The following is a 12,694-nucleotide window of genomic DNA, read 5'->3' as shown; positions in this document are numbered from 1 at the left end:
GCTGTCTCGAGCTAGGAGAGCTTCTCGAGGATGAGCTCGCGGACGCGGGCGGCGTCGGCCTGGCCGCGCATCTCCTTCATCACCGCGCCGATCAGCGCACCTGCCGCCGCCACCTTGCCGTCGCGGATCTTGTCCGCGACGTCGGGGTTGGCGGCGATCGCGTTGTCGACGGCCGCCGACAGCGCGCCCTCGTCGGAGACGACCGCGAGGCCGCGCTTCTCGACGACCTCCTCGGGCGTGCCCTCGCCGGCGAGCAGCCCGTCGAACACCTGGCGGGCCAGCTTGTCGTTGACCGTGCCCGCGTCGACGAGCGCCTGCACGCCGGCGACCTGCGCGGGCGTGACCCCGAGGTCGACGAGGTCGACGCCGGCGTCGTTGGCGCGCCGGGACAGCTCGGAGAGCCACCACTTGCGGGCCGCCTGCGGCGAGGCGCCGGCCGCGATGGTCTCCTCGACCAGGCCGAGCGCGCCGGCGCCGACGGTGTCACGCATCTCGAGGTCGGAGAAGCCCCACTCCTGCTGCAGCCGGGCGCGCCGGGCGGTCGGGTTCTCGGGCAGCGTCGCGCGCAGCTCCTCGACCCAGTCCCTCGTCGGGGCGACCGGGACCAGGTCGGGCTCGGGGAAGTAGCGGTAGTCCTCGGCGTCGGACTTCTCGCGGCCCGAGGTCGTGATGCCGGTGTCCTCGTGCCAGTGCCGGGTCTCCTGCACGATCGAGCCGCCCCCGGCGAGGATCGCGGCGTGCCGCTGCACCTCGAACCGGACGGCGCGCTCGACGGAGCGGAACGAGTTGACGTTCTTGGTCTCCGACCGGGTGCCGAGCACGTCGGAGCCCTTGGTCGAGAGCGAGAGGTTCACGTCGGCGCGCAGGTTGCCCTGGTCCATCCGCGCCTCGGAGACGCCGAGCGCGACGATCAGGTCGCGCAGCTGGGCGACGTACGCGCGGGCCACCTCGGGCGCCCGCGCCCCCGCGCCGCGGATCGGCTTGGTGACGATCTCGATCAGCGGGATCCCGGCCCGGTTGTAGTCGACGAGCGAGTGGTCGGCGCCGTGGATGCGGCCGGTCGCGCCACCGACGTGGGTGGACTTGCCGGTGTCCTCCTCCATGTGCGCGCGCTCGATCTCGACGCGGAACGTCTCCCCGTCGACCTCCACGTCCATCCAGCCGTCGTACGCGATCGGCTCGTCGTACTGCGACGTCTGGAAGTTCTTCGGCATGTCCGGGTAGAAGTAGTTCTTCCGCGCGAACCGGCACCACTCCGCGATCTGGCAGTTGAGCGCGAGCCCGATGCGGATGGCCGACTCGACGCCCTTGCCGTTGACGACGGGCATCGCGCCGGGCAGGCCGAGGCACACCGGGCAGACCTGGGTGTTGGGCTCGGCGCCGAACACGGTCGAGCAGCCGCAGAACATCTTCGAGGCGGTGTTGAGCTCGACGTGCACCTCGAGCCCGAGGACGGGGTCGTACGCCGCCAGCGCGTCGTCGTACGTCAGCAGGGTGTCGGTCATGCGGGGTCCCCTTGCCGGTGGGAGCGGAGTGAACGAAGTGAGCGCAGGGAGCAGCGGCATGGGGTGCTCATCGGGCGACTCCGTCCAGGGTCGGGGCCTGCGCGAGCAGCGGGCCGCCCCACTGGTCGGCGAGCAGCTTCTCGAGCGCGGCGCCCACGCGGTAGACGCGGTCGTCGGCGAGGGCGGGCGCGAGCACCTGGAAGCCGGCCGGCAGGCCGTCCTCGTCGGCCAGGCCGCTGGGCACCGAGATGCCGGGGACGCCCGCGAGGTTGGCGGGGATGGTGGCGAGGTCGTTGAGGTACATCGCCAGCGGGTCGTCGAGCTTCTCGCCGAGCTTGAAGGCCGTGGTCGGCGCGGTGGGCGACACCAGCACGTCCGCCTTGGCGAACGCCGCCTCGAAGTCGCGGCTGATCAGCGTGCGCACCTTCTGCGCCTGGCCGTAGTAGGCGTCGTAGTAGCCGCTCGACAGGGCGTAGGTGCCGAGGATGATGCGGCGCTTCACCTCGTCGCCGAAGCCCTTGTCGCGGGTCGCGCGCATGACCTCCTCGGCACTCGGCGCGTCGACGCCGTCGGGGTAGACCCGCAGGCCGTAGCGCATGGCGTCGAACTTCGCGAGGTTCGACGACGCCTCGGCCGGCAGGATCAGGTAGTAGGTCGCGAGCGCGTGCACGAACGTCGGGCACGACACCTCGACGACCTCGGCGCCGGCCTTGACCAGCAGCTCGACGCTCTCCTCGAACCGTGCGAGCACGCCCGGCTGGTAGCCCTCGCCGGACAGCTCCTTGACGACGCCGATCCGGACGCCGCTCATGTCGCCGGTCGCGCCCAGCTCCGCGGCCGCGACGAGGTCGGGCAGCGGCTGGTCGATCGACGTCGAGTCGCGCGGGTCGTGACCGCCGACCAGCTCGTGCAGCAGCGCGGAGTCGAGCACGGTGCGGGTCACCGGCCCGACCTGGTCGAGCGAGTTGGCCAGCGCGACGAGGCCGTAGCGGGAGACCCCGCCGTACGTCGGCTTCACCCCGACCGTGCCCGTAACGGCGCCGGGCTGGCGGATCGAGCCGCCGGTGTCGGTGCCGAGCGCGAGCGGCGCCTGGTACGACGCGACCGCCGCGGCCGAGCCGCCGCCCGAGCCGCCGGGGATCCGGTCGAGGTCCCACGGGTTGTGGGTCGGGCCGTAGGCGGAGTGCTCGGTCGACGAGCCCATCGCGAACTCGTCCATGTTGGTCTTGCCGAGGATCGGCAGGCCGGCGCGGCGCAAGGTGTCGACCACCGTGGCGTCGTACGGCGGGATCCAGCCCTCGAGGATCCGCGACCCGCACGTGGTGGGCAGGCCCTGCGTGGCCAGCACGTCCTTGACGGCGATCGGCACGCCGTCGAGGCGCGACGCGGGGCTGCCGGCGGCCCGGCGGGCGTCGGAGGCCTCGGCCTGGGCGAGCGCGCCCTCGGCGTCGACGTGCAGGTAGGCGTGCACGGCGCCGTCGACGGCGGCGGTGCGGTCGAGGTGCGCCTGGGTCAGCTCGACGGAGGTGGTCTCGCCGTTCGCGAGCGCGTCGGCGAGCTCGGCGGCGGTGCTGCGGGTCCAGTCGGTCACGGCGCTCACTGCTCCTCGCCGAGGATCCGCGGGACCGAGAAGCGCTGCTCCTCGACCTCGGGCGCGCCGGACAGCGCCTGCTCGGCGGTCAGGCCGGGGGTCGCGACGTCCTCGCGGAAGACGTTGGTCAGCGGCAGCGCGTGGGACGTCGGCGGGACGTCCTCGGCGGCGACCTCGCTGATCGAGGCGATGGAGTCGAGGATCACGGCGAGCTGCGGCGCGAGGTGGTCGAGCTCCGCGTCGGACAGGTCGATCCGGGCGAGCGTGGCGAGGTGCGCCACGTCGTCACGGGAGATGTCAGGCATGCGCAGCATCCTATTTGGGCGCCCGACCAACCCTTTCCCGGCCTCGCGCATCTGAGAGGGTGACCAGTCACTTCACAGCGGAGGAGAGCGCCCATGGCGGCACCTTCTCGGACGGCGTCCGACGCGGAGTTCAGCGCCCTCGTGCACGGCTGCTGGGCGTCGCTCTACCGGACCGCCTACCTGCTCGTCGGCGACCGCGGTGACGCCGAGGACCTCGTGCAGACCGCGCTCGCCCAGACCTACGCGTCCTGGCACCGGGTTCGCGACATCGAAGCGGCTCCGGCGTACGCCCGCACCGTGCTCGTCAACACCGCCACCTCCTGGTTCCGCAAGAAGGGCTGGCGCAAGGAGCGGCCGACCGAGACGCTTCCCGAGCACGGCTACGAGCACGACCCGAGCGACCGGCCGTCGCTGGTCGCCGCGCTCGCCCAGCTGCCGACCCGGCAGCGCGCGGTGGTCGTGCTGCGCTACTACGACGACCTGAGCGTCGCCCAGACCGCCCACGCCCTCGGCTGCACGGAGGGCACCGTCAAGAGCCAGACCCACGACGCCCTCGCCCGGCTCCGCACCCTTCTCGGTGAGGCCGTCGTCCCGCAGACCCTGGGAGCCCGCCATGACTGAGCGCCTGAGCACCCTCCTCCGCGAGGAGGCCACCGACCTCCCGATCCCCGTGCCCGACGCGCACGCGATCCTCCGCCGGGGCCGGGCGGTACGCCGCCGGCGTCGGGCCGGCACCGTCGTGGCGACCGTCGCCGCGACCGCGGTCGTCGTCGCCGGCTTCGCCGCCCTCGGCCCGAAGGACAGCGGGACGGATCGCGACGACACCGCGCCCGTGACCGAGCCCCGGTCGGCCGACGCAGGCGCGTTCGCCGCCGGCAGCACGGTGTGGCCTCGGGGCGCCGACCGGCCGTCGGTCGAGGTCGACGGACAGGTCAAGGCCGTCTACTACACGTCCGAGGGCGTCGTGGCCCGCGTCGGCAACAACCCGTACAGCGACGACGCCGGTCCGTCGCGCTACGTCGCGATCAACGGCGACGAGGCACCTCGGGACCTCGGCATCGACCTCGGCGACCGGATCCCGTCGACCGACGCCACCCAGCCGTACCTCGCGTACGCCGACGACGCCCCCGGCCCCGGCGACCTGTGGGACGTCGTGGTCCTCGACGTGCGTGACGGCAGCGAGGTCGCCCGGGTCACGGTCGACGGCAGGTTCGGGCAGGGCGGCTGGGAGGCACCACCGGTCTCGCTGTCCGGCGACCACGTGTACGTCGCGCTCGACTCGTCCACCGCCGACGTCGACTGGCGAGCCGGCACCGTGGGCGACGCCCCGGTCCTCGGCGCCGGCGCCCCGTCGACGGTCGTGGGCGGCCGCGCCGTCACCTACGACAGCACGAGCGGGGTCACCGTCGTCGACGTGCAGACAGGCGACAAGCTGATGGCTGTCCCCGCGAAGCGGACGCCGTACATCCTGCTCTCTCCCGACGGCAGCATCGCCAAGGTGGTGTACCAGGACTCGCCGACCTCCGAGGAGTCGTTCGTCCTGCACGACCTCGACACCGGCGCCGAGCAGACCGTCGACGGCGCGGCCTGGGACTACGGCTGGACCGCTGCCGGCGACCTCCTGAAGGTGACCGCGAAGGAGGCGACCGTGTGCCCCACCTTCGCCGACGGCGGCTGCTCGGCCGTGCCGGTCGACCTCGGCAAGGGCGAGCTGCGGATCGCGGGGATGTCCTACGAGTCCTGACCGGCGTCCAGACCGCGCCATCCACCACGGTGCGTCCAGAGGTCGCGCAGCAGCGCGATCTCGGCACCGTGGTGGATCAGCTCTCGGTGGATGTGCAGCACGAGCGTGGCCTTCGGTTCGGCGGCGTACGGGCCCTCGGCCTCGCCGCACGGCTGCCACAAACCCTCCGCGCCGAGCGCCCGCACGCCGGTGACCCACGCGTCGTACTGCGCGTCGAGCTGAGCCAGCGCCTCGTCGGCGGTGCTGGCGTACTCCCACCGGAAGTAGTCGGTCTGCGGACCGCCGAAGTGGTTGCCCACCCGCATCGCGAGCACGCCGACGATGACGTGCCCCAACCGCCAGGCGATCGTCGTCAGCGGGGCCGGCTCCGGCGCGGGCGCCGCGAAGTCGATCGTGAAGTCGCCCGACCCGCCGGACAACGGCGCGTCACCGGTGCCGCGCGGGCGGACGTTCCAGGCGCCGTCGACCGGCTCCCAGAGGTACTCCTCCGTGGTCAGGCCGTCGAGCCGCGGCCGGAGCTGGTGCTCCCAGTGGAAGGTGAGCTGGTCGAGCAGGGTGGTGTTCAGGTCGGGGGTGCGCGTCGTCGTCATGCCTCCACTGTTCCAGCAGAAGAGGACAGATCCGGTCCTCTACGTGCGGCAGACTGCCGGCATGGCCGAGACGACCGCCCGGGTGCTGCAGCTGCTCGGGCTGCTCCAGTCCCGCCCGGTCTGGTCGGGCCCGGAGCTCGCGGACCGGCTCGGGGTCACGGTCCGCAGCGTGCGCCGCGACGTCGAGCGGCTGCGCGAGCTCGGCTACCCCGTCCGCTCCGCGAAGGGTGTCGGCGGCGGCTACCAGCTCGGGCCCGGCCAGGGCCTCCCGCCGCTGCTGCTCGACCCCGAGGAGGCCGTCGCCGTCGCGGTCTGCCTCAGCCTCGCCGCCGGCGGGTCGGTCGCCGGCGTCGACGAGGCGGCGCTGCGCACGCTGTCCAAGCTCGACCAGGTGCTGCCGGCCCGGCTCCGCGCCCAGGTCGCGGCCGTCCAGCAGGCGACCGAGACGCTCGACACCGCCGCCACGCCGGCCGACCCGGCCACGCTGATGACGCTCGCCCGCGGCTGCCGCGACCACCAGCGCGTCCGCTTCGGGTACGTCGCCCACGCCGGCGAGCAGACGGCCCGCACGGTCGAGCCCTACCGGCTCGTCGCGACGGGCCGCCGGTGGTACCTCCTCGCCCACGACGTCGACCGCGACGACTGGCGCACGTTCCGGCTCGACCGGATGCGCGACGTCGAGCCGACGACGTGGACGTTCCGCCCGCGCGAGGCGCCCGACGCGCGCGAGCACGTCTCGCGGGCGATCAGCCGGGCGCCGTACCCGCTGGAGGTGCGGGTGCGCTACGACGTCCCGGCCGACGTCGTGCGCGCGCAGGTCCCGCCGACGGCGGCCACGGTGGAGCCCCTCGACGACGACCACTGCCTGCTCGTCGCGGGCGGCGAGCGGCTCGACGCGCTGGCGTTCCACCTCGCCCGGATCGAGCCGCCCGGCACGGTTCTGGAGCCGCCCGAGCTGCGCGACGCGATGCGCGACCTGGCCCTCCGGCTCGACCGGATGTGTCACCTGGTGTGACTCAGAGTGACACCAGATGTGTCATAAGGGACGAAGCGGGTAGGTGCTGGGGTCCCCGACCGAGGAGCACCATGTCCACCTCCGCACCCGCGGACCCTGCCCAGCCCGCACCCACGACCGTCAAGCGCGCGATCAGCGCGTCGGCGATCGGCAACATGACCGAGTGGTTCGACTACGGCGTCTACGCCTACGCCACCACCTACATCACCGCCCAGTTCTTCCCCGAGGCCGGCACGGCCGCCACGCTGCTGGTGTTCGCCGTGTCGTTCGTCTTCCGACCGCTCGGCGGGCTCGTGCTCGGCCCGCTCGGCGACCGGCTCGGCCGCAAGGCGGTGCTCGCCAGCACGATCATGCTGATGGCCGGCGCGACCTTCGCGATCGGCCTGCTCCCCGGCCACGCGACCATCGGCATCTGGGCCCCCGTCCTGCTGGTGCTGCTCCGTGTCGTCCAGGGCTTCTCGGCCGGCGGTGAGTACGGCGGCGCCGCGACGTTCATGGCGGAGTACGCCCCCAGCCGCCGCCGCGGCTTCCTCGGCAGCTTCCTGGAGTTCGGCACCCTCGCCGGCTTCACCGCCGGTGCGCTCATCGTCCTCGGCACCGAGCTCGTCGTGGGCAGCACGGCGATGGCCGACTGGGGCTGGCGCATCCCGTTCCTCGTCGCCGGCCCGCTCGGCGCGGTCGGCCTCTACCTGCGCACCAAGCTCGAGGACACCCCGATCTTCAACGAGCTGCAGGAGGAGCAGGGGGCGCACGACGGGAAGCTCGGCCTCGGCCACGAGCTGCGCGAGCTGTTCACGACGTACCGGCGTCCGCTGTTCGCCCTCGGCGGCCTCGTCGTCGCCCTCAACGTCTGCAACTACACGCTGCTCGCCTACATGCCGACGTACCTCGAGAACAAGATCGGGCTGTCCTCGACGGCCTCGCTGACCGTCGTCATCATCGGCCAGCTCGTGATGATGCTCGTGATCCCGGTCTCCGGCCGGCTGTCCGACCGGCTCGGCCGCAAGCCGCTGTGGTGGACCTCGCTCGCCGGGCTCTTCGTGCTCGCCATCCCGATGTACCTGCTGATGGCGCAGAGCTTCGTGCTCGCCATCGTCGCCTTCGCGGTGCTCGGTCTGCTGTACGTGTTCCAGCTCAGCACCATCTCCGCGACGTTCCCGGCGATGTTCCCGACCCAGGTGCGCTTCGCCGGGTTCGCGATCGCCTACAACGTGTCGACCGCCCTGTTCGGAGGTACGGCGCCGTACCTGAACGAGGCGCTCATCGAGGCGACCGGGAACTCGCTGGTGCCGGCGTTCTCGATGATGGCCGCCTGCGCCGTCGGCGGGATCGCGCTGCTGTTCGTGCCCGAGACCGCACGGGCCTCGATCCGCGGCACCGGCATCCCCGGCGTCGACACCGAGGTCCAGCCGGTCGAGGAGCCCGCGACGGCCTGACCGTCCGCCCTCAGGCGTCCCCGACCTGCGCGACCTGCCGCGCGGCGTCGGGGCCGTCGGCGAGCAGCACCTGGAAGCCGTCCTCGTCGAGCACCGGCACCTTGAGCTGCGCGGCCTTGTCGGCCTTGGAGCCCGGCGCGTCGCCGACGACCACGAAGTCGGTCTTCTTCGACACCGACGACGCCGCCTTGCCGCCGCGGGTGAGGATGGCCTCCTTGGCCTGGTCGCGCGAGAACTCCTCCAGCGACCCGGTCACCACGATGCTCATCCCCTCGAGCGTGCGCGGGGTGGACTCGTCGCGCTCGTCCTCCATGGTCACGCCCGCGGCGGCCCACTTGTCGACGATCAGGTTGTGCCAGTCGGCCTCGGGGCCGTCGAACCACTGGCGCACCGACTCCGCGATCGTCGGGCCGACGCCCTCGGCGGCGGCGAGCGCCTCCTCGTCGGCCTCGCGGACCGCCTGCATCGAGCCGAACTGCGTCGCGAGCGCGCGGGCGGCCGTCGGGCCGACGTGCCGGATCGACAGCCCCACGATCACCCGCCAGAGCGGTCGGTCCTTGGCGGCGCCGAGGTTGTCGAGCAGCCGCTGCCCGTTGGCGGACAGGACCGGCTGGTCGCCCTCGTCCTTCTTGGGCGCACGCGTGAACAGGTCGGCCCGCTTGAGCTTGGCCTCGTCGAGGTCGAACACGTCGCCCTCGTCGACGATCACCTTCGCCTGCAGCAGCGCGTAGGCGGCCTCGGACCCGAGTCCCTCGATGTCGAACGACCCGCGGCCGGCGACGTGGAAGACCCGGTCGAGCAGCTGCGACGGGCAGGTCCGGTGGTTGGGGCAGCGGAGGTCCTTGTCGCCCTCCTTCTCCTGCACCAGGCCGGTGCCGCACGAGGGGCACTCGGTCGGCATCACCCACTCCGCGAGTCCCTCCGGCCGGAGCGGCAGCACCGGCCCGACGATCTCCGGGATGACGTCACCGGCCTTGCGGAGGATCACCGTGTCGCCCGGGCGGACGTCCTTGCGCTTCACCTCGTGGGCGTTGTGCAGGGTGGCCCGCTCGACGGTCGAGCCGGCGACCCGCGTCGGCTCCATGACGCCGAACGGCGTGACCCGGCCGGTGCGGCCGGTGTTGACCTCGATGGAGAGCAGCTTGGCGTTGACCTCCTCGGGTGGGTACTTGTAGGCGATCGCCCACCGCGGCGCGCGTGAGGTCGACCCGAGCCGGCGCTGGAGCGACACGTCGTCGACCTTGATGACGACGCCGTCGATCTCGTAGGGGACGATCGAGTGCCGCCGCTCCCCCACGTCGGCGATGTAGGCCTCGACGTCGGCGAGCTTCGGCAGCACCTTGACCTGGTCGGAGACCGGCAGGCCCCAGGCGGACAGGGCGTTGTAGGCGTCGGACTGCGCCGTCGGCGTGAACCCCTCGCGCGCGCCGAGGCCGTGGCAGACCAGCCCGAGGTCGCGGGTCGCGGTGACCCGCGGGTCCTTCTGCCGCAGCGAGCCCGCGGCCGCGTTGCGCGGGTTGGCGAACTGGGGCTTGCCGGCGTCCTTCATCGACTCGTTGAGCCGCTCGAAGGCTTCGACGGGGAGGAACACCTCGCCGCGCACCTCGACCCGGGCCGGGACGGGGTAGTCGTCGGTGCCGGTGAGCCGGTGCGGCACGCTGTCGATCGTGCGGACGTTGGGCGTGACGTCCTCGCCGGTGCGGCCGTCGCCGCGGGTCGCGGCGCGCACCAGCCGGCCGTCCTCGTAGAGCAGGTTGACCGCGAGCCCGTCGACCTTGAGCTCGCAGAGCATCGCCGGGTCCTCGACGCCGTCGCGGGCGAGGCGGGCCTTCCACGCCTCGACCTCCTCGAGCGTGAACGCGTTGTCGAGGCTCATCATCGGCTCGAGGTGGTCGACCGGGGTGAACTCCGTCGACACCGCGCCGCCGACCTTCTGAGTCGGCGAGTCCGGCGTGCGCAGCTCGGGGAACTCCTCCTCGAGAGCCTCGAGCCGGCGCATCCGCTGGTCGAAGTCGGCGTCGGACAGCGTCGGGTCGTCGAGGACGTAGTAGCGCCAGCGCGCGTCCTCGACCTGCTCGGCCAGCTCGCGGTGCTCCTCGCGGGCCTCCGGCGTCGCCGCGGCCACCTCGGGGGTCTCGGTCATGGGGCCATCCTGCCGTGCCCCACCGACGAACTGAGTGATGGCTCCGCCCCCATCTTGAGAGGATCGACGACGTGCCCGACCCGACCCCCGCACCGTCCCTCACCACGCGCGCGCCCGCGTCCGACCCGCGCGCGCTGGTGCTGATGCTGCACGGCGGGAAGGCCGACGGGCGCACCCCTGTCGACGACCGCAGCGCGTCGTGGCGACGCAGCAGCTGGATGATGACGCACATCGGCGGGCGGCTGACCCGCGCGGACGTCGCGGTCTGGTTGCTGCGCTACTCCCTCCGCGGCTGGAACGCCCGCGCGGCCCTCGGGCCGTCCCCGGTCCCGGACGCCCGGTGGGCGCTCGAGCAGGTCCGCGAGCGGTACGGCGACCTGCCGGTCGTGCTGCTCGGGCACTCCATGGGCGCTCGTACGGCGGTCGCCGTGGCCGACGACCCGCACGTCACCGGCGTCGTGGCGCTCGCGCCGTGGCTCCCGCCCGACGAGCCGAACGGCACGCTGCGCGGGCGCCGGTTCGCGGCGGCCCACGGCCGGTCCGACCGGATCACGTCGCTCCGGCAGACCCGGGAGTTCGTCCGCCGGGCCGAGGGCGTCGCGGCGTCGGCCGAGCTCGTCGACATGGGCCGCGTCGGGCACTACATGTTCCGCGACATCCCGGCGTGGAACGCCTTCGCGGTGAGCCGGAGCCTGGCGTTCGCCGGCATGCCCGCGCCGTCCGGCGACTAGACCGGGAGGCCTTTTTGGTGGGAGCGCTCCCACTCACGGCGCATCGCATTTCACGCTCACGACGGTGTGACCATTGACACGGAAAGAAACGGGTGTCAGGGTGATCCCGCCATCGTGGTGGAAGCGCTCTCACACCGTTGCACGCGACAGCAGAGCCGGCCCGACCACGGCCGTGGCCCGGTCACCGACCGGTCGACGAACACCGGCCTCACACCGAGGAGCGACACCGTGGACACCTCCACCCCCACCTCCAGCAGCAGCACCCGCCGTCACCGTCGCACGCGCCGAGGCCTCGCCCTCGCCGCCGTCACGGTCCTCCTGGCCGGCGTCACGGCCGCGTGCGGCGGCGGCTCCGACGCCGACTCGGGCGACGACGGGGGCCCGATCACCCTCACCGTGGCGACGTTCAACGAGTTCGGCTACGAGGACCTCCTCACGGAGTACATGGACCTCCACCCCGACATCAAGGTCGTCCAGAAGAAGACCGGCACCTGGGAGGAGCACCGCGACAACCTCTACACCAAGCTCGCCGCGGGCTCGGGTCTCTCCGACGTCGAGGCGATCGAGGGCGACGGCATGCCGGCGATCCTCGAGGAGGCCGACGGCTTCGTCGACCTCTCCGACCCCGAGGTCGACGGCCGCTGGCTGGACTGGAAGCAGGCGGCCGGCACCACCACCGACGGGAGGCTGATCGGGTACGGCACCGACATCGGCCCCGAGGGCATCTGCTACCGCGCCGACCTGTTCGAGAAGGCCGGATTGCCCAGCGACCGCGACGAGGTCGCGCCGCTCTTCGAGTCCTGGGACTCCTACTTCGAGACCGGCAAGGAGTTCGTCGCGACGATGCCGGACACCGCCTGGTACGACGCGTCCAAGGGCGTGAGCCAGGCCATGATCAACCAGCTCGAGTTCCCGTTCGAGCAGGAGGACGGCACGATCGTCGCGACCACCAACCCCGAGGTCCGCGACGTCTTCGACACCGTCACCTCGATGCAGGCGGCCGGTCTCGCCACCAACCTCGACCAGTGGTCCGACGACTGGGTGGCCGCGTTCCAGAAGGACGGTTTCGCCACGATGGCTTGCCCGGGCTGGATGCTCGGCGTGATCCAGGGCAACGCCGAGGGCGTCGAGGGCTGGGACATCGCCAACGCCTTTCCCGGCGGGGGCGGCAACTGGGGCGGCTCGTTCCTCACCGTGCCCGCGCAGTCCGAGCACCCCGAGGAGGCCAAGGCGCTCGCCGCGTGGCTGACCGCTCCGGAGCAGCAGCTCAAGGCGTTCGAGGCCAAGGGCACCTTCCCGAGCCAGGTCGACGCGCTCGACGACCCCGTCCTCACCGACCAGGTCAACGAGTTCTTCAACGACGCCCCGACCGGCGAGATCCTCTCCGACCGCGCGCAGGCCGTCACCGTCCAGCCGTTCAAGGGCCCGAAGTACGCCGACATCATCGCGGCGTTCCAGAACGCCGTCCTGCGCGTCGACCAGGGACAGGCGTCGCCGGACGAGTCGTGGGACACCTTCGTCTCCGACGTCGAGCGGCTCGGCTGAGCGACTGCACCCATGAGCACGCACCGTCCCCTCGCGCCCGCCGGGAGCACGTCCTCCACGCTCCCGGCGGGGCAGCCGGCCGCCGACCC

The 12,694-nt window shown here is 72.6% G+C and carries 11 protein-coding genes; 6 read left to right on the top strand and 5 right to left on the bottom strand.

From position 1 onward, the window contains the following. Positions 1-11: 11 nt before the first annotated feature. The 3 genes from gatB to gatC all read right to left on the bottom strand — a co-directional run bounded on the left by gatB (position 12) and on the right by gatC (position 3,401). Positions 12-1,505 (bottom strand): Asp-tRNA(Asn)/Glu-tRNA(Gln) amidotransferase subunit GatB, encoded by a 1,494-nt coding sequence (gene gatB / locus ETU37_RS20110; RefSeq protein ID WP_129989141.1) that lies wholly within the window; start codon positions 1,503-1,505, stop codon positions 12-14. Between the two features lie 67 nt (positions 1,506-1,572). Then, a complete protein-coding gene (gene gatA, locus ETU37_RS20105; protein WP_129989140.1) occupies positions 1,573-3,096 on the bottom strand; it encodes an Asp-tRNA(Asn)/Glu-tRNA(Gln) amidotransferase subunit GatA in 1,524 nt (507 codons plus the stop codon). Positions 3,097-3,101: 5 nt separating this feature from the next. After that, positions 3,102-3,401, bottom strand: coding sequence for an Asp-tRNA(Asn)/Glu-tRNA(Gln) amidotransferase subunit GatC (gene gatC, locus ETU37_RS20100; RefSeq protein ID WP_129989139.1), 300 nt, complete (start codon positions 3,399-3,401; stop codon positions 3,102-3,104). A gap of 93 nt (positions 3,402-3,494) precedes the next feature. Here gatC and ETU37_RS20095 point away from each other — a divergent pair, with 93 nt between their 5' ends. Both ETU37_RS20095 and ETU37_RS20090 read left to right on the top strand, forming a co-directional pair. Continuing rightward, complete coding sequence (locus tag ETU37_RS20095; protein WP_129989138.1) at positions 3,495-4,022, top strand: SigE family RNA polymerase sigma factor; 528 nt, start codon at positions 3,495-3,497, stop codon at positions 4,020-4,022. Continuing rightward, positions 4,015-5,145, top strand: a complete 1,131-nt coding sequence (locus tag ETU37_RS20090) for a PQQ-binding-like beta-propeller repeat protein (protein ID WP_129989137.1) — start codon at positions 4,015-4,017, stop codon at positions 5,143-5,145. Before ETU37_RS20095 ends, ETU37_RS20090 begins: the two co-directional genes overlap by 8 nt. Here the strand turns inward: ETU37_RS20090 and ETU37_RS20085 are convergent. Further along, on the bottom strand, positions 5,133-5,735 hold the full coding sequence (locus ETU37_RS20085) for a DinB family protein (protein WP_129989136.1): 603 nt from the start codon (positions 5,733-5,735) through the stop codon (positions 5,133-5,135). The two genes, ETU37_RS20090 and ETU37_RS20085, sit on opposite strands and share 13 nt — an antisense overlap. Before the next feature lie 61 nt (positions 5,736-5,796). On the opposite strand from ETU37_RS20085, the gene ETU37_RS20080 reads away from it, so the two are divergent. Both ETU37_RS20080 and ETU37_RS20075 read left to right on the top strand, forming a co-directional pair. After that, the gene (locus ETU37_RS20080) at positions 5,797-6,750 is read left to right on the top strand and encodes a helix-turn-helix transcriptional regulator (RefSeq protein ID WP_129989135.1); all 954 of its coding nucleotides are present in this window, start codon (positions 5,797-5,799) and stop codon (positions 6,748-6,750) included. 71 nt (positions 6,751-6,821) lie between these two features. Beyond that, positions 6,822-8,186 carry an MFS transporter gene (locus tag ETU37_RS20075; RefSeq protein ID WP_129989134.1) on the top strand — a complete coding sequence of 455 codons (1,365 nt, stop codon included), beginning with the start codon at positions 6,822-6,824 and terminating at the stop codon, positions 8,184-8,186. Between the two features lie 10 nt (positions 8,187-8,196). Here the strand turns inward: ETU37_RS20075 and ligA are convergent, their stop codons facing one another. Next, entirely contained in the window at positions 8,197-10,329 is a 2,133-nt protein-coding gene (ligA, locus tag ETU37_RS20070) for an NAD-dependent DNA ligase LigA (protein ID WP_129989133.1), read from the bottom strand. Between the two features lie 71 nt (positions 10,330-10,400). On the opposite strand from ligA, the gene ETU37_RS20065 reads away from it, so the two are divergent. After that, entirely contained in the window at positions 10,401-11,060 is a 660-nt protein-coding gene (locus ETU37_RS20065) for an alpha/beta hydrolase (protein ID WP_240755856.1), read from the top strand. Positions 11,061-11,288: 228 nt separating this feature from the next. Beyond that, positions 11,289-12,605: an ABC transporter substrate-binding protein gene (locus ETU37_RS20060; RefSeq protein WP_129989132.1), complete on the top strand. Its 1,317-nt coding sequence runs from the start codon at positions 11,289-11,291 to the stop codon at positions 12,603-12,605. Positions 12,606-12,694: the final 89 nt, after the last annotated feature.

Source organism: Nocardioides iriomotensis (assembly GCF_004168035.1).
Lineage (GTDB): Bacteria > Actinomycetota > Actinomycetes > Propionibacteriales > Nocardioidaceae > Nocardioides_B > Nocardioides_B iriomotensis.
Note: the sequence above shows the minus strand (reverse complement) of the source record. Positions and strands in the feature narration are given on the sequence as shown.

Coding starts and splice junctions, on each gene's coding strand:
- ETU37_RS20095 (WP_129989138.1), top strand. CDS start 3,495: ATGGCGGCACCTTCTCGGACGGCGTCCGACGCGGAGTTCAGCGCCCTC.
- ligA (WP_129989133.1), bottom strand. CDS start 10,329: ATGACCGAGACCCCCGAGGTGGCCGCGGCGACGCCGGAGGCCCGCGAG.
- ETU37_RS20090 (WP_129989137.1), top strand. CDS start 4,015: ATGACTGAGCGCCTGAGCACCCTCCTCCGCGAGGAGGCCACCGACCTC.
- ETU37_RS20075 (WP_129989134.1), top strand. CDS start 6,822: ATGTCCACCTCCGCACCCGCGGACCCTGCCCAGCCCGCACCCACGACC.
- gatC (WP_129989139.1), bottom strand. CDS start 3,401: ATGCCTGACATCTCCCGTGACGACGTGGCGCACCTCGCCACGCTCGCC.
- ETU37_RS20085 (WP_129989136.1), bottom strand. CDS start 5,735: ATGACGACGACGCGCACCCCCGACCTGAACACCACCCTGCTCGACCAG.
- gatB (WP_129989141.1), bottom strand. CDS start 1,505: ATGACCGACACCCTGCTGACGTACGACGACGCGCTGGCGGCGTACGAC.
- ETU37_RS20080 (WP_129989135.1), top strand. CDS start 5,797: ATGGCCGAGACGACCGCCCGGGTGCTGCAGCTGCTCGGGCTGCTCCAG.